Here is a 22,622-nt window from a genome sequence, read left to right as displayed (position 1 = left end):
GTATTAGCCGCCACCGACCGCGTGAATAATTTCTATTTTGTCTGTATCGCAAATTGGCGTATCGCCCAATCTGCTTTTAGGAATAATCATTTCATTGACTTCAACTGCAAAACGCTTACCCTCAAGCGCCATACTCTGAATCAGTTCCAGCAGATTCTTGCAGTGAGTTTCCTGTTGTTCGCCATTGATGTAAATCATCATTCTAGCAACCCTCCATGATTAAGTGTTGTTCAAACTTATCTGGCGTATTTTAAAGCATTCCAGGCCAGAATTAACCATCCGGCAATCATTAAAGCCCCGCCGATGGGCGTAATAGCACCTAAACCGCGGGGTAATCCTAAGGCCATGATATACAGTGAGCCAGAAAACAGTAAAATGCCGACCTGAATCAGACCGAAGCTCCATTGAATGGGCAATGCAGGGATGACTTTCGCCAGTAAAGAAAGAATCAGTAGTCCTAAGGCATGATAGAAAAAATAATCCGTTGCCGTTTGCCACCAGCCGAGCTGTGCTTCAGTCGCCCGCGCTTTTAAACCATGTGCACCAAAAGCACCGAGCATGACTGCAAGTGCCAAATTAAGTGCTGAAATCGCAATCCACATTTGAATTGATCTTCCTGATAAAGTTTGCGCTCAACCTTAGCATAAATTCAAAATGCGGACATAAAAAAGCCTTCATCAAAGAAGGCTTTTTCGAGGTAAATCAGTAACAGAATTTGGTGTTAATTGGATGACATCGCCACTTTAATTTTTTCCATGGCATTTTTTTCCAGCTGACGAATACGTTCCGCAGAAACATTATATTCGGCTGCAAGCTCATGCAGGGTCGATTTCTCGTCATCTAGCCAGCGACGCTGCAAGATATTACGTGAACGATCATCTAGCTGATCCATGGCTTCATGCAGGGCAGAGGTGCTTTGCTCCTCATAGTCTTCATTTTCAATCAGACGAGCCGGGTCATAACGATTATCTTCAAGATATAACGCTGGTGCCACATGGGTGGAACCTTCATCATCGTCATCGCTTGATGCATCAAAAGCCGCATCATACGCCGTCAGACGGCCTTCCATTTCCAGTACTTGTTCTGGTGTGACATTTAAATCATTGGCAATAGACTGTGCTTCTGCGAGCGTCAACTTTTTCGATGATTTCTTCAGGCTGCGCAGATTAAAGAACAGTTTACGTTGCGCTTTAGTAGTGGCGATTTTCACAATACGCCAGTTACGGATCACGTATTCGTGAATTTCCGCCTTGATCCAGTGCACGGCAAATGACACTAAACGTACGCCCATATTCGGGTCAAAACGTTTTACAGCTTTCATCAGACCCAAGTTGCCTTCCTGAATCAGGTCACCTTGTGGCAGACCATAACCGGCATAACTACGCGCAATATGTACTACAAAACGCAAGTGCGACATGACCAGCATTTTCGCTGCATCTAAATCTTGGTCATAGTAATAGCGTTCAGCCAACTCTTTTTCTTGTTCGGCCGTTAAAATCGGAATCTGATTGACAGTGCTGATATAAGCACCGAGGTTGACACCTGGCGCCGATAATGACAGGGGCATCAACTGATTGCGGCTGTCACTCATGTGTTCTCCTTGAAGTGCGGGATAACCCTAAACTAGGTTTTATCTTAATCCAATCTCTCCGCAAATAATGGATATTTGGGTAGAGAAATGTAAAAAAGTATACGAAAGTGAAGATCAACAGTTTAATTGAAAATTTTTAAGATTCAATTAAGTAGTGAAACTCTGTATCAGAAATTTTTTTAGATTCAAGCTTGAGCTGATGCAGCTGACAATAGCGGCTGACATCTGTCTGGCTATGCGGATCAGATGATTTCAGCAGGAATGTTTTCTGATTTCCGGCCTTTAGTGCGCGCTTTAACATTAATAGCGGCATCGGGCACGGTTTTCCCATAGCGTCTATAAGGCTGAATTGCGCTGGATATTCGGACATTGCGGTTTTATTTAGATAGCAGAAAAGGCTATAAATAGTAGCAAATATGATGCCAGAACCAAACTGGTTTCAGAAAAAGAAGATCTAAATGACTTTATAAAGTCTTTTGACAATTTTCATGAAAAAAATAACTAAATCAAACAGAACATGCTAAAAAAAATCTATTAATTGTGATAAACCCATGTTAAGCTCATTGCGTATTTGGGACTTTGAATAAACAAAGTGATTGTTTTTCACCCTATTACATAAATGGATGTAACCGGGATTTTGTTGATAGTTTTACAGAATGATTACAAGCTTAAAAATAATATTTTCAAACTTGTTTGCTCTGCTGTTTGCAACACCGGGTGGTCCTTCTTTTAGTTTCAATGAGGATTAACTTATGACAGCTGCTCGCGAACAAGGCGTAGTTAAGTGGTTTAACGATACTAAAGGCTTCGGCTTTATTCAACGTAATGGCGGCGATGACGTATTCGTTCATTTCCGTGCTATCCAAGGTGACGGTCACCGTTCACTTCGTGACGGCCAACGTGTTGAATTCAGTGTTGTTAAAGGCCAAAAAGGCTTTCAAGCTGAAGAAGTTCAACCATTAGACTAATCTTCGGATTAAGCTAAAAAGAAAACGCTCCAATATAACTTGGGGCGTTTTTTGTTTATACTATCCTTATCTTAGTGATTACCCAATTAGAGCACCGCTTTATGTCATCTGGTTTTGAAACCTTAAATTTACATCCCAATCTAAAAAAAGCGATTGATGCTTTAGGCTTTACCACCATGACGCCTATCCAGCAGAAGGTTTTGAAATTCACGCTGGCAGGACATGATGCCATTGGCCGTGCACAGACAGGTACAGGCAAAACTGCTGCCTTTTTAATTAGTATCATGAATGATCTCTTAAATAATCCGATTCAGGAACAACGCTATCGTGGTGAGCCACGTGCGCTGATTTTGGCACCGACCCGTGAACTGGCGTTACAGATCGAAAGCGATGCACAGGATCTGGCGAAATATGCTGGTCTCAATGTGGTGACCTTGCTGGGTGGTGTGGATTTTGACAAGCAAAAGAACCAGCTTAATAAAGCGCCTGTCGATATTATGGTGGCTACACCGGGTCGTTTGATCGATTTTGTAGAACAAAAAGAAGTCTGGCTGGATCAGATTGAATTTTTGGTCATTGATGAAGCCGACCGCTTACTAGATATGGGCTTTATTCCTTCAGTAAAGCGCATTGTGCGTTTCTCGCCGCGTAAAGAACAACGTCAGACTTTAATGTTCTCTGCAACTTTCAGCTACGATGTGCTGAATCTTGCACAACAATGGTTATTTGAACCGGTCACAGTTGAAATTGAACCGGAAAAGAAAACCAATGCCGATGTCGAACAACGGGTTTATATGGTCGCCAAGGCGGACAAATATAAATTGTTGCAAGAAATTCTGCGTGATGAGCCGATTGAAAAAGTCATGATTTTTGCCAACCGTCGTGATCAGGTGCGCAAACTTTATGATCATTTAAAACGTGATGGTTATAAGGTGGTGATGTTGTCGGGCGAAATTGCTCAGGACAAACGCCTGAAAATGCTGGACCAGTTCAAAAATGGTAAACATAACATCATGATTGCAACAGATGTTGCAGGTCGTGGCATCCATGTTGATGGTGTATCGCATGTAGTGAACTTCACCTTGCCGGAACAGTCGGATGATTATGTGCATCGTATTGGCCGTACCGGTCGTGCGGGAACCAGTGGTGTGAGTATCAGTTTCCTTGCAGAAGATGATGCGTTCTATCTGCCAGAAATTGAAAAAGCCATTGGGCAAAAATTGCCTTTGACCCGCCTGGAAGGTTACTGCTAATCCAGACCATAGAAAAACCGCTCTTGAAGAGCGGTTTTTTATTGCGCTGTGGTTTAAGGCTTATTTGGCCTGACAGCGAAATGTAAGCACCGTCTGATAATCATCATTCTGGTTTAAACCGGTATTGGTACCTGCGATATTCCCGAGAACGGTAGCCGCTGCCTGAATCATCTGACCTGTTTGTTCATCGACCACGCCTTTTAAAGCGCCGTTATAAGCTGTCTTTTCATCCACAATAATTGGGGTTGATCGAGAGCCACAGGCTTTATTGGCCGCAGTAATCGCGTTGTTTTTCGAGGTCAGTTGATTTTTACCTAATCCGGTCACTTCGTACTGGTTATTTTCCTTTTGCACTGCCAATGCAGTCGGGTTTGAGGCACAAGCAGTAAGCAATAATGCGGAAATAGCTAATCCGCTGAAAGCGATTGTTTTTTTCATCATGAAATCTCGAGTAAATAGGATGCTGAATATTTCAACACAGCAAGCAGCGCAGATTTTGTAGCTGTTGTATAGGTTTGGCAATTTTTGGTATAGCTCTATGTGACTTAGGTGAAAAATAGAGCAGCACAGGATTGAAAAACCAAGCAACTTTATCTTCAAATTGTGATGAGCGTGCTGAATCGCTATGAAGTTTCTAGCGTATTTTTCTTTGAATATGCTAATCTTGAGTATGGTTTTTTAAGTGTAGATATACAAGGCAATGACGGAATCTGCGATTGACATCGTTCATCAAAATATTCACCAACGGCAATCGATTGGTCATCTGCTGGCACCCGCACCCAATGCAGAACAACTGGAAAGAGCCTTTCAAGCGGCATTAACTGCACCCGATCATCATCGGCTCAAGCCGACCACATTTGTGGTGGTTCCTGATGACCAACGTGAAGCCTTTGGAGAATTGCTGTCGCAGGCGCTCATCGATTTGGGTGAAACTGAAACAGCGCAGATTGAGCGGGTCAAGAATCATCCATTTCGTGCGCCTTTACTGGTACTTGCCTTAACGCGTTTGCAGGATCATCCTAAAGTTCCGCATTTTGAACAAATCCTGAGTTCAGGCGCAGCGATTCAGAATTTTCTGCTGTCACTTCAGGTTCAGGGTTTCTCAACCATGTGGCGTAGCGGTGCTGTAGTCGAGTCTGGCCTGTTTAAGCAGGCATTGGGAATTTCAAAAGACGATCTGGTCTCGGGTATTATTTATATTGGCACTGCCGCAAAAGCAATTCCAGCACGCACAGAGATTCGAACCGGTGATTTTGTCAGTTACTGGAACCAGAACAGCTAGTTTGCACGGTATAACAGGATATTAAAAAATAAGATGTCAGAATTAAATTTCTCAAAACTGGTAGAACCGGTTGCAGTTGATCATAAGACAGCTTTAAGAGTAACGGTATTGGGTGGGGGCAGCTTTGGTACTGCAATGGCCAATACTGCAGTGCGTAATGGTTGCAATACCATGATCTGGATTCGTGATGAAGCAGTTGCGGCAGATATTAATGCCACCCATATCAATAAACGCTATTTGCCAGATTTTAAGTTAGAAGAAAATCTGCTGGCGGTGTCAGATCTGGAACAGGCTGTGCGTGATCGCGATATTATTTTAGTCGCAATTCCGAGCCATTCTTTCCGGGATGTTTTGCAGCAAATCAAACCTTTTATTACATCGCAAGCCGTGATCTCGCTGACCAAGGGTATTGAAGCCAAAACCTTTAGTTTCATGAGCGATATTATTCGTGAAGTGTTGCCTGAAGTGCCTTATGGTGTGTTATCAGGACCGAATCTGGCCAAGGAAATTGTGGCAGGACAGCCGGCAGGAACCGTGATTGCCAGCCAGTCCGAGCTGGTGCGTTATGCCGTACAACAAGCCCTACATAGTGCCTTGTTCCGCGTATTTGCTAGTGATGATGTGCATGGGGTAGAACTCGGGGGCGCATTAAAAAATATCTATGCTGTCGCGATGGGCATGGCTGCTGCGTATAACGTGGGTGAAAATACCAAGAGTATGATCCTGACCCGTGCTTTGGCCGAAATGAGCCGTTTTGCAGTAAAACTCGGTGCTAATCCGCTGACTTTCCTTGGGCTTTCAGGTGTGGGTGATTTGTTCGCTACCTGTAGCAGCCCTCTTAGCCGTAATTATCAGGTGGGTTATGCGCTTGGTAAAGGTAAAACCTTGGAGCAGGCAACGACTGAGTTGGGGCAAACGGCAGAAGGGATTAATACCATTGTACAGGTCAAGGCACGTTCGGAAGAGCTCGATGTGTATATGCCGATTACCTCGGCCTTGTATGATGTGATTTTTGAAGGTGCGCCGCCACTCAATATTGCATTGTCATTGATGAAAAACGGTCATCGCAGTGATGTTGAATTTGTCTTGCCACATCATCAAGTCTGATCTATAACACAGGGACTGTCTGCGAATTGTCATATTCGCTGCTTATCATGCAGGCAAAAGAATATAAGGAAATCAAATGCAACTGACTTTAGTTCGACATGGCGAGGCCGCACCACCGGTCAATGGTAATGACACCAAGCGACCTTTAACGGAGCGTGGTCATCAACAGGCTGAGCAGACTTCACAGTTCTTAAAGGATCTGATTAAGCCTGAAGTCTTTGTGGTCAGTCCGTTATTGCGTGCGCAGGAAACTCTGGCACATTTGCAGCAGTATTTTAAAGATGTGCCGGTGGTGATCTGTAATACCATCAAACCAGATGATGATGCCAAAGTCGCAGTAGAATGGTTGTCGCAACTGCCTTATGAGTCGATTGCAGTGGTGTGTCATATGAATGTGGTGGCCCATATGTCTTCCATTCTGCTGGCTGAATCTTTTCATCCCTATGCATTGGCAGAAGCGCGTATTTATGATCAGGCGGTGATTGCCCCTGGCTTATCCACACAGATAAAAAGCTTTATTCCTACACTATAAAAAATTAATTAAAATGGCAGAACACAATTGATGTTGTATTTATGGATGCCAGAAGCCAATGGGGTTTGGCAATGGTCAACTGGGGAATTCTGGAACACTGCGGACACACTTGAGCAGCTGATTCAGGATATACAGGCTCATCATGGCGAAGAGGCAGTAGTATTTTTCCCGAGCCGTCATGTGCAAATTTTGCAGCAGACCTTGCCCAAGAGCCAATATAAGAAAATGGGTAATGATGGCATTAAATATTTGCTTGAAGAATACGTGGTGCTGCCGGTAGATGCCATGAAAGTGCTGCATCATTTTCAGCAGCCGGATCAGATCAGCATTATGGGGATTGCGAATTCAACGCTTGAGACCTTGCAACACGCGCTAAACTTGATCCCAGTCAAGCTGGCAGCTTTGTTACCGGACTTTTTGGTGCTGCCTGTTCCTGATGCCAATCAGCGTGTGATTGCGCAAATCGGTGGACGTTTGCTGGTGCGCGAGTCGGAATATATCGGCCAGTCGCTGGATGATCTAAGCCTTTATCTGGATTATCAGCCCAAGGATCTCAGCTATAAGGTGAGCAATCTGAATCAGGAGCAGTTGCGTAGTCTTGAAGCACTGGTCACTCAGGAGCAACTGGAGTCTTTCCAATATGGAATTCCTGTACTAAAAAAACCGAAACAGCATCCGTTTAATGTCTTGCCTAAAGCAAAATCCAATGGCGCTATTTCCGGCTACTGGAAAGCCTGCGCGGCGGTTTTTCTGGGTATTTTAGTATTGCAGTTTAGTTATGATGCTGTGCGCTGGTATCAATATAAGAAAGTGGCGAATCAGACCGCCGCGCAAGCCATCGACCAGTTTAAATACTGGTTTGGACAAAATTATCCGGTCACTGAGCAGAATATCAAAAGTCAGTTTGAAGGGCAGTTGCGTCAAAGCCAGATTGCAGATACGCATGCATTGCAGCTGATTAGTCGGGTGGGGCCAGTCTTGATGCAAAATCAGATTGTGGCACAACGGGTGAATTATGATGCTTCTGTGTTAAGTATGGAGCTTAAGGCCAATTCATCAGAAACGTTAAATGCACTGACCAGACAATTAAGCCAGCAAGGCTTTAAGGTGGAGCTGGGGAATATTCAGGCCAGCGGAACAGCTGCGATCGGACTGGTGAGGATTCAATAATGAAAGGCATTGAAGCGCTACAAAATCGTATGGATCAGTCTTTTGAAAAACTGAGTGATTATCTGGACAGCTTGTCGGTACGTGAACGGGTAATGGTGATTTTTACCACTGTTTTTGTGATTGTGGCGGCAGTCGGTTCTGCACTCTGGTATATGCATCAGGCAGCAGATACCCAGCAAAAACGCTTAAATCAGCTGAAAGATACCATTGTTTGGATGCAAAGTAATGCAGTAACCATGAAACCGGCTGGGGACACCCAACTGGATGCAGCGGAGAAAGTACAGCGAGTCGCACAGCAGCAAGGATTGTCGGTGGCTTCCCAGCAAATGGAAGGAAAAATTCAATTGGCGGTCATGCATGAAAATTATGCAGTACTGGCAAATTTCCTGACTCAGCTGGCACAAATGGGGCTAAGTATCGAGAAAATGGAACTAAATAATGAGGCAGGACAGATTAAATTAACGGCGACCATACAATAAACGGTAAAAATAAAGATTTGCAAAGCATGGTTTTTTTGTCAGCCTATGCCTATAATATGCCGACTTAAAAAGCAGTAGACTTTTCTGGATATGTTGTATTCTCTAGCCCGCCCTTTGTTGTTTTCTTTAGCACCAGAGCGTGCACATGAGCTGACATTATCACTATTGAAATCATCCCATAAAATGGGCTTGATGCGTCAAAACGTTGCTGCGAAACCTGTGACCTGTATGGGAATCGAATTTCCCAATCCGGTAGGTCTTGCGGCAGGTTTGGACAAAAATGGTGCCTATATTGACGCCCTTGCCGGTCAAGGTTTTGGTTTTATTGAAATTGGTACCATTACCCCGCGACCGCAAGCCGGCAATCCTCATCCGCGTTTATTCCGTTTGCCACAGGTCAAAGCCATTATTAACCGTATGGGCTTTAATAATGATGGCGTGGATCAGCTGGTTGAAAATGTCAAAGCGGCCAAATTTAAAGGCATTCTCGGTATTAATATCGGTAAAAACGCTGATACTCCGGTAGAAAAAGCAGTAGATGATTACCTCATCTGTTTAGAAAAAGTCTATAATTATGCTTCTTATATTACCGTCAACATTTCTTCTCCCAATACCAAAAACCTGCGCAGCCTGCAAAGTGGTGATGCACTCACCGAACTGCTGGAAACACTGAAGAAGCGTCAGCTTGAATTGGCTCAGGAATACCAGCATTATGTACCTTTGGTACTGAAAGTGGCGCCTGATCTGGATAACAGCGATATTGCCTTTATTGCCAAGCAATTATTGCAATTCAAGATTGATGGCCTGATCGTGACCAATACCACACTGTCACGTGAAGGTGTAGAGGGTCTGGAGCATGCAGAGGAAGCAGGTGGTTTGTCTGGCGCGCCAGTATTTGAGAAAAGTACCGCATGTCTGGCTGCATTTGCTGCGGTATTAAAAGGACAAATTCCATTGATTGGTGTGGGTGGTATTCTTTCAGGTGCAGATGCTGCTGCCAAGAAACAGGCAGGCGCCAGCCTTGTACAAGTTTATAGTGGCCTCATCTATACTGGACCTAAACTTGTAAAAGATTGTGTAGACGCACTTTAAATCCTATGAATGCCATTGATATCTTTCTACTGATTATCTTGCTCATTGGAGGGCTCAACGGTTTGCGTCAAGGATTTATTAAAGCCTTTGCGAACTTAGTGGGATGGATCTTTGCCCTGATTGTTGCGGCAAAATATTCAACGCTACTTGCGCCGTCTATGGTTGCTCTGAGTACAGATCCAGTCGTACAAAAGATTGCGGCCTTCGCTTTTATCGTCCTGCTGATTGTAGTTCTGACCTGGATCGTTACTGCACTGTTGAACCGTATTTTAAAAAGTCTTAAACTGGGCCCTCTCAACCGTCTGGCGGGTGGTGTCTTTGGTAGCCTGAAAGGTTTGCTGATTGTTCTGATTACCATGCAGGGAATTGGCCCGTGGGTAGAAAGCTCACCTCACTGGAAACAGTCCAAGTTTATTCAAGCCTTATTGCCTTATGCACCTTGGGCGACTCAAATGTCGAAAGAAGCCGCGAATGGCGCACTACAACATATCAAGCCTGAAGGGACATCGAAACCTTCAGCTTCATCATCTGAAACATCGTCCAAGTCTGGAGCTGCAGATGAGTCTACAAATAATCCTTTTTATTAATCCTAGCTTGTCTGCGAGGTTGCTATGTGTGGAGTAGTTGGTATAGCTGGTAAATCACCCGTTAACCAAATGTTGTTTGATGCATTAACGATGTTACAACATCGTGGACAAGATGCAGCTGGGATCGTGACATGTGATGAAGGACGTTTATTCCTGCGCAAAGACAATGGTATGGTGCGTGATGTATTCCATACTCGTCATATGCGTGCTTTGAAAGGAAATTACGGTATTGGTCATGTGCGTTATCCAACAGCCGGTTCATCGAGCAGTGCTGAAGCACAGCCGTTTTATGTGAACTCGCCGTACGGGATTACCTTGGCACATAATGGTAACCTGACGAATGCCGAAGAAATTCATGATGACCTGTTCAAAACTGACTTGCGTCATATGAACACCGATTCTGATTCGGAAGTCCTGTTAAACGTGTTTGCGCATGAATTGCAAAAACATGGCAAATTGGTACCGACGTCGGAAGATATTTTCCATGCGGTGACGCGTGTGCATGAGCGTTGCAAAGGCGCTTATGGTGTGGTGGCGATGATTACCGGTCAGGGGCTGGTGGGCTTCCGCGATCCGAACGGTATTCGTCCACTGATCTACGGTTCACGTGAAACTGAGCAGGGCATGGAGTATATCATTGCTTCAGAGTCTGTTGCGATTACTGCGCTGGGCTTTAAAGTTGAGCGTGATATTCTGCCTGGTGAAGCGGTATTTATTGATTTAGAAGGTAACTTCTTCACCAAGCAATGTGCAGTGAATGCTGAATACCGTCCTTGTATTTTTGAATACGTTTATTTTGCCCGTCCAGATGCCATCATTGATGGAATCTCGGTGTATAAAGCACGTTTGAAAATGGGTGAGAAGCTGGCGCAAAAAATTCTGCGTGAGTGGGGTGAAGAGCATGATATTGATGTGGTGATTCCGATTCCGGATACTTCACGTACTTCAGCGCTAGAACTTGCCAATATGTTGGGCGTGAAATTCCGTGAAGGTTTCATGAAAAACCGTTATATCGGCCGGACCTTCATTATGCCTGGTCAGCAGCTGCGTAAAAAATCGGTACGTCAAAAACTGAACCCGGTTGAGCTTGAGTTTAAAGGTAAAAACGTACTGTTGGTGGATGACTCGATTGTCCGTGGTACGACCTGTAATGAAATTATCCAGATGGCTCGTGATTCTGGTGCGAAAAAAGTATTCTTCGCTTCTGCAGCACCGATGGTGAAATATCCAAACGTTTACGGTATTGATATGCCGGCGAAATCTGAGCTGATTGCATCGGAACGTAGCGTGGAAGAAATCCGTGAAATTATTGGTGCTGACCGTCTGATTTTCCAGGATCTGGAAGATTTGAAAGATGCGGTAAGAACCACCAAAGTACCGGATGTCAAAGACTTTGATTGTTCAGTGTTTGATGGCATCTATGTTTCGGGCGGTATTGATGCGCAATATCTGGATGATCTTCAGCAAAAACGTAGTGACAGTGCCATGAAAGAAAGCAATTATATTGATGTCAATATTGATGCAGCCTCAGTGGATTTGACTGGCGTACGCGAAGTTTAAACATTTAAAATCATCATGAAAAAGCGGGAATTTCCCGCTTTTTTGTTTTATGATGAGCCCATTGAAAATTATCATTTTAGGGTTCTGCATTGCGAAACGTAGGATACGATTTTATAAAAAACAAAAATATAGTACTACCTGTAAGTTTTTGCCTGATTGCAATTCTGTTGACTATTTTTATTATTAATACCGTTGTTGGTCTCTTTGTCTTTTATACTGATCCTAGCCAGTCAATCTTCTGGCATGTGCTGAGTCCTTATCTGATTGCTTTGCTGTTATGTGCCATGATGATCTCGGTCATCTACGAGTTTTATATTTTTCGGAATGGTGGTTATTCACTGGCGAAGCAGTTGGGTGCGCGTCGGTTGAGTCCGATGGACAGTATTCCCGAAGAAAGTGCTGCATTGCACATTAACCAACAGTTGGCAGAGACTTTTCTGATTGATGTTCCTGCAGTATATGTGCTGTCCGATGAAGTCGGTGTCAATGCGCTGACGGCGGGTTTTAGTCCGCGGGATACCGCAATTATCCTGACTTGGGGTGCGATACAAACACTGGATAAAGTCGAGCTGTATGGCTTGCTCAGCCATGAATTCAATAAAATCCTCTCTGGTGAAGCTGCAGAAAATACCCGTTTGAAAATTCTGTATAGCAGTCTAACCACGTTTAGTCAGTGTGGCAGTAAGATTGCCAAGTCCGGTTTTTATCGAGCGGGTAGTCCCCGTGAAAACAAGTTTGAAACTTTCTATGTTGCAGTCGGTGCGGTGATCTGGCTAATTGGTAGTTTGGGTGTTTTGATTTCCCGTTTTATTAAATATATTTCACTGGGTGGTCGAACCTATAAAAATGATCGGAAGACCCGTCGCCTGATTCAAAATGATGCCAATATCCAGACTTTACTCAGAATCCATGTGCATCATTCCGGCTCCCAGATTTATAGTGAATATGCTGAATCCATTTCACATATGTGCTTTGCCAATTCCTTGAGCCCACAAAACTGGCTGAATATTCATCCCCATATCAATCAGCGGATTTATGAATTAAATCCTGCCTTGATTCAGGACTTACAGCTTGAGAATCTGAAAAAACTCAAAAATCAGCCTTTGTTTAGTTTGTTCCGTTCTTTAGAAGAAGTGGTGCCTGAAACTGCAATGAGCTGGAGCTCGCCACAGCCTTTGCCATTATTGCGGCTGTCTCCGATCAGTTTTGCGATTAAAGATGCGATCAAACCACTGAATCCGGAACTTCGGCTCAAGATGCCACGTCCGGAACTGATTGAGCGTGCATTACAAACCGCAACTGGTTCTCGTGAAGTGATGGTCGCCATTTTAATGATCCGTCAATATCGTGAATTTATTCCGACTGAGGCTGAAGTTAGCCGTGCCATTGTAGATTCATTGCTCAATCTGGACGGGCGGGTGCATATCTCGATTTTCCAGCAAGCTTGTAACAATATTGGTGGCATGCCGACAACTGTTGCACGCCAGTTTTTGATGAAGCTGGCACGGATTATTCAGGAAGATGGCGAAATTGGCCTGTTGGATGCATTATTACTGGAATGTGTGAAATACGAACTGAATTTGCTTCCTGCACATACGCCTACAGCACTCGATGAGGTCAAGCCACAGATTGTGCGTTTGATCGACGCCTTGCTGCATGTACAGCAGATTAATAGCGGCAACCAGCTTGAGGTGCGGGAGCGGATTTTAAACCGGATTCTGACCGCTCAGGAACTGGACTTATATAATGAAATTTCTGATGAGCCGATTGATCTAGCAGAAATCCTGAATGATATTGCGGGGCTGTTATTGCGTGATCGCCTCAGTATTTTAGGTATTGCAGAGGCCTGTTTGTGGAGTGATCGTATCGTGACACAGGATGAGTTGGACGTGATGGAGCTGTTGTATTGGCGCTTGGGTTTTGAGGCAGAACAGGTCGTTCAGCAAATGTTAAAGAAGAACAGTTTAACCATTCTGTAGAAAATAAATGAGAACGCGCAGCTTTAGCCGGAATCTGTTATAACAGCAGGAATGGTTTAATTGTGTATTAAAAGCACGGTTTTTAGCAGACAGCTAAACTTTGTACTAGAATCCATCAGGATAAAAAAGAAAAGCTGAAAAAGTTCGGCAAAGCACAGGCAATCCGGCTAAAATGTTCAGCCTGAAATTGGTGATGATGAAAAGATGATTGGGCATCAGCGTGACATACTGGCAACATTAGGAATCGATCTCTGGATTCCTAGGGACAGCGCATGTCAGCCGCACCAGGTTTCGATCTGGCGTGATCAGGCTGCACCTGAATTTCACACCGATATCGTCTTACCACAGCCTGCTTCCGTAGAGGCGTTGGCTGATCTACCGATTCCTGAGCCAGAGCCAATTGTTACGCTTAAGGTTGATACACCACCTGCGGCACCGACTCACATTGCACCTGTTCAGGAACAGCGTGAAATCGTACAGATCCCGCCATTCAGTTTGCAGGCTTTAAGTCTGGCGCATTGCAGTATCATGATTGATGCAACTAAAATGACCGAAGACACCCAGAATCTATGGGGCAATATCCAGCGTGCAGTCCTAGGTGAGTTTCATGAGCTGAACTGGCCATTTCCCTGGGCCAACGTTCAGGATGGACGTGGTGTAGAATCCTATATTCAGGGTTTTCTGGATGGAATGAGTGCAGAGAAAAATATTATTTTCCTCGGGCCTGTAGCGCATATATCAAATACGAAAATGATCCAGTTGGCATCTTTACAAGAAATGCTGGATCAGCCGATTCTAAAAAAACGTTTATGGCAGTTTATGCAAAATAGGACTGCCAGTCTGGAATAATCTTGCTGTGGAATAAAAATAGATGAAACAAAAAGTGGTTGTATTTAGTCAAATTGATACTGATATTCAAAACAAGCTGGAACAAAATTATCAGGTTAGTTATATACAACCGAAGCTAGGCGATGTGAATCAACAGCTTTTGCAGCAGGTTCAGGATGCTGATGGCATGATTGGCGCAGGGCGCTTGTTGAATCGCGATAATCTGGCCAGTGCCACCCGGTTAAAAATTATCTCCAGTGTCAGTGTCGGTTATGACAACTATGAACTGGATTATTTAAATGAAAAGAAAATTTATCTCAGTCATACGCCGCATGTACTGACTGAAACCACTGCTGACCTGGCTTTCACTTTACTGATGTCAGCAGCACGCAAAGTGGCTTACCTGGATCAATGGACCAAGCAGGGACAATGGCAGCGTACCGTGGGCGAAGCACAATTTGGTATGGATATTTTTGGAAAAACCCTCGGAATTATTGGTCTCGGTCATATTGGAGCTGCAATCGCACGTCGTGGTTTTTACGGTTTTAATATGAATATTCTGTATCATAATCGTCGGGAAAAACCAGAACTTGCTCAAGGGTTGAATGCGAAATATTGCCAGCTTGAGGAACTGTTACAGCGTTCTGACTTTGTGGTCGTTGCAGTAGATTTGAATGCGGATTCCAAGGCGCTGATTGCGACAGCGGAATTGGCTAAAATGCAATCCCATGCAGTATTGGTCAATATTTCACGTGGCTCGGTCATTGATGAACAGGCATTAATTTCAGCTTTAAAAGCCAAGCAGGTTTTTGCTGCCGGTCTGGATGTGTATCAGAAAGAGCCGTTAAAGGAATCGGAATTATTCCAGTTGGATAATGTGGTTACATTGCCACATGTGGGTTCGGCCACTGCAGCCACCCGTAAAAAAATGGCAGAACTGGCTTATCAGAATCTTGTTGATGCCTTGGAAGGACGAGTGCCCCGTTATGTGGTCAATCCGGAATTTTAAAATGCATCTGATTCGTCGTTTAAATGGTATTAAAAAATAACATTTTCTTGCGTCTCTGCTCATTGTTCTAATGCTATATTCAAGATAAATTAGATCGGCAGGATTAGAGATTTTTCATTGAAACGATTGGCGCTGGCGTGTGGCTTAAGTCTGTATATGGTAGCAGGGCACGGCTCTAACCATGATTTTAATCAAGTAAATGTACAATTTTCTGTGCCTGATATTGGTACAGGCGTCGGCTTACTCGATCAACAAAAAGAAAAAATGATCGGTGAAAAAGTCTATCGTGAAGTGCATAAACAAATGCCGGTCCTGCAAAATCCATGGCTTGAAGATCAGTTGCTTTCAGTATTTTCTCATATCCTGAGTCAGACTCAATTGCAACAGCCGATCGGTTTGCTGGTCATTAATGATCCCCAAATTAATGCTTTCGCCGTACCGGGTGGCCTCTTTGCACTTAATGCTGGTCTGATTAATTCAGCCCGAAACATGGATGAAGTGGCAGGAGTGATGGCGCATGAAATTGCACATGTCACACAACGTCATTACAGTCGCTCTCAGGATGCATTTAAAGGGCAAGGTTTACTGGCGCTAGCCGGAATTCTCGTCGGTGCTTTGGTCGCTTCTCAGGCAGATGGCGATGTCGGCACAGCGGTCATGATGGGTTCACAGGCAGCACTTCTGGATAAACAGCTCACTTATAGTCGTAATCAGGAACGTGAGGCAGACCGGATTGGTATGCAATATATGTATCGTTCCGGCTATAACCCGCATAGTATGGCAGATTTCTTTGAGGTCATGCATCGCTCGACCAGCCGATTAAGCTTTCTGCCGGATTTCTGGTTTACTCATCCGCTGACCACCGAGCGTATGAGTGAAGCGCGTTTACGTGCCAACCAGCTTCCTGCGGTGAAACGTAATCTCAATGATCAAGACTTTGAAATTATCAAGTGGTATAGCAGGGTGTTGTCTGGTCAGACCAATGCAGAGCAGCTTATACTGATGGACCGGCAAAATAATTTTGCAGGCCAGCTTGCCTTAACTGCCTATCAAATACAGCAAAGTGATTTTCAGGCCGCGCAGGCTACTTTAGATCGAGCAAAAAAGCATAACCAGAAGCATCCTTTACAGGTTTTATTCCAGACTGATATTTATTTAGCCCAGAACCAGCTTGATGCAGCTTTGAAAAGTGTAGCGTCAGCAGCGCGGATCATGCCAGAGAATCGAGCGCTCAATTATAAATATGCAGAAGTGTTGATTCGTGCCAAGCAACCCGATAAAGCAAAAGTTTTAGTGCAGCGATTTTTAAATGCCAATTCACGTGATGTGAGTGGCTGGCGACTGATGCAAGTGGCTGCCAATGCAGAGCCAGATTCGCCGATCAAGGCTGCTAATGTACTGCGCTATCGTGCAGAAGTAGAATATTGGTCGGGATATGAAGAAACCGCGATCAAATCCTTATTACATGCCCAGCGTAGCGTGAAAAACAATCAATCTTTATCGTCCACCATTCGCCAGCGTCTGAAACAGATGCAGCAGGCACATCAATACAAGATTTAAGGTTGCACTGGGTTTTAAGTTTTTGTATCAGGATGATATAGCAAGAATATATTCAATCAGGCTACAATCTTTTTGAAAGATCAGCGTGAATCAAACTGAAGCATAATATGAAAAAAATACTATTGGGTGTGTGTCTACTGGGGTGGAGTTATGGGATTTTTGCTGCGAGTGCAGTTGAATATATAGAAGCGATAGAGCGAATTAATGCAGATTATAAAAAGGAATCGCGTCAATTTTTAAGTGGGTTAAATCCGCAGCAACAGGGATTTAGTCCTGAGCAGAATGCAAAATTTTGTGGAATTGTAGGACGCTATGTTGATCGTTTATATCAGGCCGCTGACCAGAATCGTGCTTATCTGGATCGTCAGTTTCAAAATATGAGTAAACAGGATGTAATTGTAGAAGTGAAATCGTCTAAAGAGATGCAATTACTTAAGCGTTATCAGGTCGATTGTAATTTGTAATAAGAATACGTCAAGAACTGTCTTTGATGATTAAAGGCAGTTCAACGTTAAAGACAAGATGCTAGAAAGTAGGGATTAAGCAAGTTGCGCTTTGATTTTGGCGGAAACTTGTGCAGGATCGGCGCGCCCGGCTATGAGCGGACGCAGAGAATTCATCACCTTACCCATATCTTTCATGCTAGTAGCTTGTTGCGCTGCAATAGCTTGCGCAATCATGGAATCAAGTTCTTCCTCAGTCATAGCTTCTGGTAGAAACTGAGACAAAATCTCAATTTCGGCTTGTTCCTTACTAGCTAAATCATCTCGGCCAGCGCCTGCAAAGGCTTTAACCGATTCTTTACGTTGTTTAATTTGTTTTTCAATGACCGCAAGAACCTGAGCGTCGTCAAGTTCTTTGCGCTCATCGACTTCGATTTGCTTAATTGCTGCCTGTAGACTGCGAATGACCGTCAGCTTGGACATTTCTTTGGCACGCATTGTTGCTTTCAAAACATCCGTGATTTGGTCTTTTAAAGTCGTCATTATTTATTCCAGGCAATCAATCACAAATTAATCTTAGTAAAGGCGAGTCGTACGTACTGATTCACGCGCCAATTTCTTTTGGTAGCGTTTAACAGCAGCAGCTTTTTTGCGCTTACGTTCTTGAGTTGGTTTCTCGTAGAATTCACGCTTACGTACGTCAGCAAGAACACCCGCTTTTTCGCATGAACGTTTGAAACGACGGATAGCTACGTCTACTGGCTCGCCTTCTTTCAATTTAACTTGTGGCATGAAGAATCCTCATATCAGTTAGGGTAAGATCTCGGGCTGAATTGCCCTCAATCACAAGTGAAGGTCAGTATTTTACTCATTTACATCTCATACCACAAGTCTATAATAGTTGCTGCAATAGAATTGATACAGGTTATAGGCAGTTTAATGATCGTTTTAGGCTTGGAAACGTCGTGTGATGAAACAGGACTTGCGCTGTATGACAGCGAGTTGGGTTTGCGCGGACAGGTGCTTTATAGCCAGATTAAACTGCATGCAGAATATGGCGGTGTAGTTCCAGAGCTGGCGTCACGTGATCATGTGCGTAAACTGATTCCACTCATCAATGAGCTGCTTGAACAGAGCGGCGTGAAAAAATCAGAAATTGATGCAGTCGCATATACCCGTGGCCCGGGTCTGATGGGCGCACTCATGACAGGCGCATTGTTTGGTCGTACTTTGGCCTTTGCACTGAATAAACCCGCAATTGGTGTGCATCATATGGAAGGTCATATGCTGGCACCTTTGTTGTCAGAAACTCCGCCTGAGTTTCCATTTGTTGCATTATTGGTATCGGGTGGACATTCTCAGCTCATGGCTGCTTATGGCATTGGCCAGTATGAATTGCTCGGTGAATCCATTGATGATGCGGCAGGCGAAGCCTTTGATAAAGTCGCGAAAATGATGGGCTTGCCATATCCGGGCGGTCCGAATATCTCTAAATTGGCGGAACAGGGCGATCCAAATGCATTTGCATTCCCACGCCCAATGCTGCATCAAGGTCTGGAATTCTCATTCAGTGGTCTAAAAACGGCAGTTTCTGTACAGATGAAAAAACTGGGTGATGAAAACCGCGATGCCGACATCGCTGCCAGTTTTCAGGAAGCCATTGTCGATACTCTGGTGAAAAAGTCGGTGAAAGCATTGAAGCAAACGGGGCTTAAACGTCTGGTGATTGCGGGCGGTGTCAGTGCCAATAAGCGTTTACGTGAGCGTTTAGAAGCAGATTTAGCCAAGATCCGTGCATCTGTTTATTATGCTGAACCTGCACTCTGTACAGACAATGGTGCAATGATTGCTTTTGCGGGCTATCAGCGTTTAAAAGCAGGGCAGCATGATGGCTTGGCGGTGACCACCACACCACGCTGGCCAATGACGGAATTGACTAATCCGACAGAGGCATAGATTTCAGGCTTGAAAAAAAGAGGCTAAGGCCTCTTTTTTATTGTGAATTTTTAAATGAAAACTTATAGCAACGGTATGTTGTAAATATATAGTTTTATAGCTGTATTTAGAGCTTGTATATTCTATTGAAACCGGAAAAATAGTTTAATAGCTTAAGTTTATATCATGCATATTTTTACAGGTTTGTAGCAGAGGCAATCTCGGATGGAAAATATAAATTTCAAAAGTTTTCAGGATGCTGGAGAGGCAGTGTTAAAGTTTCTGCATCAGCATTTTGGCTTTAATTTATGGATGATCACCCGGGTAGAAGGCCAAGACTGGATTGTGCTGCAAAGTGAAGATCATGGTTATGATATACGACCCGGTCAAGTGTTTCAGTGGGCTGATTCTTTTTGTTCTCATATGGTCGCAGGTAAGGCCCCGAGAATTGCCCCCCGCTCTGAAGAAATTCCTTTATACGCCACAGCGCCGATTAATCAGCAGGTCTGTATAAAATCTTATATTGGTCAGCCACTCCTTAAAGAAGATGGTAGTTTGTTTGGAACGCTCTGTGCGATTGATCCAGAAACCAAATCGGAAGCTATTGTGCAAGATATGCAACTGGTCGAGTTGTTGGGACAATTGCTCAGTTCGATATTGCAGGCAGAATTACGTCAGAGTGAGCAGATAAGACAGCATGAATTATTGCAGGAAGAAGCCAGTAAAGATGAATTGACCGGGCTCTATAATCGCCGTGCCTGGGAAAAACTGCTGCGAGCAGAAGAAGAGCGTTGCAAGCAATATGGTCATCCCGCCGCTGTATTATTTATTGACCTAAATGACCTAAAAAAGGTGAATGATAGTTTGGGTCATGATGAAGGTGACAGGCTGATTCAAAATGCGGCTCAAGTATTACGAGATAATGTACGGATCAACGATATTGTTGCCCGTTTGGGTGGTGATGAGTTTGTGATTCTTAGCGTAGAAAATGATGAAACGGGTACTGAAAGTTTAGTGGATCGTTTAATTAATGCCTTTGCAGCAGCAAACATTGGCGCAGCGATTGGTATGGCGATGCGTCATCCTGGTCATGGTTTATTTGCAGCGCTCGCACAAGCGGATCAGAACATGTTTGAATATAAGCGTCGGAAAAAATCCAGTGAATCCATGACCAATCTAAAATAATCGACGCTTTAAATCTTCTGTAAATAATTAAGTATTTCATATCATAAAAATTATCATTTTATATGCTCTAAAGTCATCCTATCTTTCAATATTCTCTTTCATGGCTCTGTATAAAAGTTGAACATGATTCTCCATAAAAAGAAAATTCAATCCATCTTTAACTTAACCATTACAAATTTTATAAGCTTTGTTGCAAAGTAAATTGATTTAATTAAATGCGCTTTAATTGTATTGAAAAGTGACTCTGGTAAGGAGCGAGCTTCAAATAAGCACTTCATTTCTTATGATAATTGTTGTTTGAAATATACATTAAAATTACAGAACCAAAAATTTCTTTGTTTAAAAATAAAGCGCTATCTAAGGATAAAACTGGTTGCCAAGAAAAAACATTACCGGCAGAAATAGCATTTGAGCTGTTCAGTTTCGAGATGGCCAATCTTTAGTGATCACCAAATAAAAATGCAAAGAAATTTTAGGGAATAAATTTTATAAAAAAGCAGATTTCTATCTTTGGACTCGCTCTTGTCTCGGGTTTAATGAGTGCCTGTGGTGGTGGGGGAAGTAGCTCAGACAGTCCTACTGTCACTACACCTCCAAATGTTCCGAAAGAAAGTATTTCCTCTGAGCTTTCAGAGGAATTTGTCCTGCTTGAAGATCAGGACATTGTAGACAAAATTCGAGATAAAATTTCCGGAAATACCAGTAATGATACCGACTATAACGTTGCTCTAGGTCACATGATTGGAGAAGTATTTGCAGATTATCCTTATGGGCGTACTGCACGTATCATCAAAATTTATAATCTGGGCATCAATAGTATTAAATATCCAAATCTGATCTGTTCGGAAGTCAATACCACTGGTTCGGTCAAAACCCTGAAATTAAAAACAGATAAAGATAACTGTATTATTCTGGATAAAACTTACCGTAAAGGCTCAAACATTACTCAGACGGTGAATGGTGACACGACGACTTTAAGCTTTAGCAATGTCCGTTATGGTTCAAATGTAGATTTTAATCTCAAGGACGACTACCTGATTTCTGGCACAATTGTGCATCGTAAAACCAAAAATAACATGGGGCAATCCGAATCTTATCAAATCGATCAGTTGGAATTCCAGCGTATCGCCGAGACCGGTCAGGCAGGTACTTCTGGAATCGCGTTTGATACAAAGAGCAAAGAATATCTGCAGGTGCGTAATTATAATTACAGATTGGTCGATGATTATGGCAGTGGCAGTAATGGGATTCGTACCTTAACCAGTCGTGGTACGATTATCGGTCAGCCTGATCTGGCAGATTATCGTTACAGTTTTGATTTTAATACCACGACACCATTTAAAATGGATGAAACCGTATTAAATAACTATAAGCATTTGCCAAAAGAGGGCGTGCTTAGAATTAAGGACAGCGATGATCAGGTAATTGAGGTCAAACAGAACCAGCCTGAATCATTGAAGGCTACTGTTTATTTCAATGGCAGTGAAATTGATGACCTGCTATGGTCTACCATTATCGGTGATAAACAATAATTCGAGATGTCAAAAAAGCCCTGTATTTCCAGGGCTTTTTTTATTATTGATTGGGGAGAAGTCTTTATTACAAAACTATTTTGAATAGCCGTGCTAATAAATCAGGTAACTGTAGCATCCAATAACAATTCGGCGGGATAAACCGCTTGCCATGAAGTTTTAAACTGTTTATGCACTTGGTCAATTGGGAAAGTACTGAGTTTTGCAATATTTTGCGCTTTTTGAATATTGTCGGCGCGCATATATGCAATCAAATAGTCCTGACCATGAAGTTGCAGATAAAACCAGGACTCGACATGAACCTGTTCAGCCTTAAGCGTTTCAATTACTTCGTCTTGACGTGCTTTCAAAGTACGCTGCCAGTCATGAACTTGCTGCATGTGTAAGGGCTTAAGTTGAATGAGAACTGCGCCGACATCCATAATTTTAATTTTCTTTTGAGTATCATCATTATATATAGGACTTACGCATTGACGGATTCAAAAAAGTATTAAAATACTTTATAAAGTATCTGTGATCAGACGAATTAA

At 43.3% G+C, this 22,622-nt stretch carries 26 protein-coding genes; 18 read left to right on the top strand and 8 right to left on the bottom strand.

Annotation, left to right across the window (positions count from 1 at the left end; translation table 11 throughout):
• Positions 1–3 precede the first annotated feature (3 nt).
• From thiS to PV763_RS04125, 4 genes are all read right to left on the bottom strand, one after another.
• Entirely contained in the window at positions 4–201 is a 198-nt protein-coding gene (gene thiS, locus PV763_RS04140) for a sulfur carrier protein ThiS (protein WP_004280105.1), read from the bottom strand.
• Between the two features lie 35 nt (positions 202–236).
• Positions 237–602 (bottom strand): DUF423 domain-containing protein, encoded by a 366-nt coding sequence (locus PV763_RS04135; RefSeq protein ID WP_004280103.1) that lies wholly within the window; start codon positions 600–602, stop codon positions 237–239.
• 119 nt (positions 603–721) lie between these two features.
• Entirely contained in the window at positions 722–1,591 is an 870-nt protein-coding gene (rpoH, locus tag PV763_RS04130) for an RNA polymerase sigma factor RpoH (protein WP_004280101.1), read from the bottom strand.
• Positions 1,592–1,727: 136 nt separating this feature from the next.
• On the bottom strand, positions 1,728–1,961 hold the full coding sequence (locus PV763_RS04125) for a sulfurtransferase TusA family protein (RefSeq protein ID WP_026055754.1): 234 nt from the start codon (positions 1,959–1,961) through the stop codon (positions 1,728–1,730).
• A 382-nt stretch (positions 1,962–2,343) separates the two neighbouring features.
• On the opposite strand from PV763_RS04125, the gene PV763_RS04120 reads away from it, so the two are divergent.
• Positions 2,344–2,559, top strand: coding sequence for a cold-shock protein (locus PV763_RS04120; protein WP_004280099.1), 216 nt, complete (start codon positions 2,344–2,346; stop codon positions 2,557–2,559).
• A gap of 101 nt (positions 2,560–2,660) precedes the next feature.
• Positions 2,661–3,812, top strand: a complete 1,152-nt coding sequence (gene rhlB / locus PV763_RS04115; protein ID WP_004280098.1) for an ATP-dependent RNA helicase RhlB — start codon at positions 2,661–2,663, stop codon at positions 3,810–3,812.
• Positions 3,813–3,872: 60 nt separating this feature from the next.
• Here rhlB and PV763_RS04110 read toward each other — a convergent pair whose 3' ends face one another.
• Positions 3,873–4,253: a hypothetical protein gene (locus tag PV763_RS04110; RefSeq protein ID WP_004646604.1), complete on the bottom strand. Its 381-nt coding sequence runs from the start codon at positions 4,251–4,253 to the stop codon at positions 3,873–3,875.
• Between the two features lie 259 nt (positions 4,254–4,512).
• Here PV763_RS04110 and PV763_RS04105 point away from each other — a divergent pair, with 259 nt between their 5' ends.
• From PV763_RS04105 to PV763_RS04045, 13 genes are all read left to right on the top strand, one after another.
• Positions 4,513–5,094, top strand: coding sequence for a nitroreductase family protein (locus PV763_RS04105; RefSeq protein ID WP_253100221.1), 582 nt, complete (start codon positions 4,513–4,515; stop codon positions 5,092–5,094).
• A gap of 33 nt (positions 5,095–5,127) precedes the next feature.
• Complete coding sequence (locus PV763_RS04100) at positions 5,128–6,201, top strand: NAD(P)H-dependent glycerol-3-phosphate dehydrogenase (RefSeq protein WP_004280094.1); 1,074 nt, start codon at positions 5,128–5,130, stop codon at positions 6,199–6,201.
• Between the two features lie 76 nt (positions 6,202–6,277).
• Positions 6,278–6,733 carry a phosphoglycerate mutase family protein gene (locus PV763_RS04095; protein ID WP_348962264.1) on the top strand — a complete coding sequence of 152 codons (456 nt, stop codon included), beginning with the start codon at positions 6,278–6,280 and terminating at the stop codon, positions 6,731–6,733.
• A 30-nt stretch (positions 6,734–6,763) separates the two neighbouring features.
• Positions 6,764–7,903, top strand: a complete 1,140-nt coding sequence (gene gspL, locus PV763_RS04090; RefSeq protein ID WP_114541764.1) for a type II secretion system protein GspL — start codon at positions 6,764–6,766, stop codon at positions 7,901–7,903.
• On the top strand, positions 7,903–8,382 hold the full coding sequence (gspM, locus tag PV763_RS04085; RefSeq protein ID WP_004280088.1) for a type II secretion system protein GspM: 480 nt from the start codon (positions 7,903–7,905) through the stop codon (positions 8,380–8,382). The genes gspL and gspM overlap by 1 nt, the downstream gene beginning before the upstream one ends.
• Before the next feature lie 90 nt (positions 8,383–8,472).
• The gene (locus PV763_RS04080) at positions 8,473–9,474 is read left to right on the top strand and encodes a quinone-dependent dihydroorotate dehydrogenase (protein WP_114541763.1); all 1,002 of its coding nucleotides are present in this window, start codon (positions 8,473–8,475) and stop codon (positions 9,472–9,474) included.
• A 5-nt stretch (positions 9,475–9,479) separates the two neighbouring features.
• Positions 9,480–10,061, top strand: a complete 582-nt coding sequence (locus PV763_RS04075) for a CvpA family protein (RefSeq protein ID WP_005246742.1) — start codon at positions 9,480–9,482, stop codon at positions 10,059–10,061.
• A gap of 24 nt (positions 10,062–10,085) precedes the next feature.
• Positions 10,086–11,621: an amidophosphoribosyltransferase gene (purF, locus tag PV763_RS04070; RefSeq protein ID WP_180038885.1), complete on the top strand. Its 1,536-nt coding sequence runs from the start codon at positions 10,086–10,088 to the stop codon at positions 11,619–11,621.
• An 89-nt stretch (positions 11,622–11,710) separates the two neighbouring features.
• Complete coding sequence (locus tag PV763_RS04065; protein ID WP_420937399.1) at positions 11,711–13,600, top strand: M48 family metalloprotease; 1,890 nt, start codon at positions 11,711–11,713, stop codon at positions 13,598–13,600.
• A 204-nt stretch (positions 13,601–13,804) separates the two neighbouring features.
• Positions 13,805–14,449 (top strand): hypothetical protein, encoded by a 645-nt coding sequence (locus PV763_RS04060; protein ID WP_247143630.1) that lies wholly within the window; start codon positions 13,805–13,807, stop codon positions 14,447–14,449.
• Positions 14,450–14,471: 22 nt separating this feature from the next.
• Positions 14,472–15,437: a 2-hydroxyacid dehydrogenase gene (locus tag PV763_RS04055; RefSeq protein ID WP_005246738.1), complete on the top strand. Its 966-nt coding sequence runs from the start codon at positions 14,472–14,474 to the stop codon at positions 15,435–15,437.
• Between the two features lie 117 nt (positions 15,438–15,554).
• Positions 15,555–16,997 (top strand): M48 family metalloprotease, encoded by a 1,443-nt coding sequence (locus PV763_RS04050; protein WP_224216353.1) that lies wholly within the window; start codon positions 15,555–15,557, stop codon positions 16,995–16,997.
• A 107-nt stretch (positions 16,998–17,104) separates the two neighbouring features.
• Positions 17,105–17,461, top strand: coding sequence for a hypothetical protein (locus tag PV763_RS04045; protein ID WP_247143631.1), 357 nt, complete (start codon positions 17,105–17,107; stop codon positions 17,459–17,461).
• A gap of 75 nt (positions 17,462–17,536) precedes the next feature.
• Here PV763_RS04045 and PV763_RS04040 read toward each other — a convergent pair whose 3' ends face one another.
• Together PV763_RS04040 and rpsU are read right to left on the bottom strand one after the other, a co-directional pair.
• Positions 17,537–17,983, bottom strand: a complete 447-nt coding sequence (locus PV763_RS04040) for a GatB/YqeY domain-containing protein (RefSeq protein WP_004280076.1) — start codon at positions 17,981–17,983, stop codon at positions 17,537–17,539.
• Between the two features lie 33 nt (positions 17,984–18,016).
• On the bottom strand, positions 18,017–18,232 hold the full coding sequence (gene rpsU / locus PV763_RS04035) for a 30S ribosomal protein S21 (RefSeq protein ID WP_001136722.1): 216 nt from the start codon (positions 18,230–18,232) through the stop codon (positions 18,017–18,019).
• Positions 18,233–18,379: 147 nt separating this feature from the next.
• On the opposite strand from rpsU, the gene tsaD reads away from it, so the two are divergent.
• From tsaD to PV763_RS04020, 3 genes are all read left to right on the top strand, one after another.
• A complete protein-coding gene (gene tsaD / locus PV763_RS04030) occupies positions 18,380–19,396 on the top strand; it encodes a tRNA (adenosine(37)-N6)-threonylcarbamoyltransferase complex transferase subunit TsaD (RefSeq protein WP_004280030.1) in 1,017 nt (338 codons plus the stop codon).
• Positions 19,397–19,600: 204 nt separating this feature from the next.
• Positions 19,601–20,560, top strand: a complete 960-nt coding sequence (locus PV763_RS04025) for a diguanylate cyclase (RefSeq protein WP_420937398.1) — start codon at positions 19,601–19,603, stop codon at positions 20,558–20,560.
• 488 nt (positions 20,561–21,048) lie between these two features.
• Complete coding sequence (locus PV763_RS04020) at positions 21,049–22,092, top strand: hypothetical protein (protein WP_420937432.1); 1,044 nt, start codon at positions 21,049–21,051, stop codon at positions 22,090–22,092.
• Positions 22,093–22,193: 101 nt separating this feature from the next.
• Here the strand turns inward: PV763_RS04020 and PV763_RS04015 are convergent, their stop codons facing one another.
• Complete coding sequence (locus PV763_RS04015) at positions 22,194–22,514, bottom strand: DUF6176 family protein (RefSeq protein WP_004280027.1); 321 nt, start codon at positions 22,512–22,514, stop codon at positions 22,194–22,196.
• Positions 22,515–22,622: the final 108 nt, after the last annotated feature.

The sequence above is a fragment of the Acinetobacter sp. AS5 genome (genome assembly GCF_048957595.1).
Classification (GTDB): Bacteria; Pseudomonadota; Gammaproteobacteria; order Pseudomonadales; family Moraxellaceae; genus Acinetobacter.
Note: the sequence above shows the minus strand (reverse complement) of the source record. Positions and strands in the feature narration are given on the sequence as shown.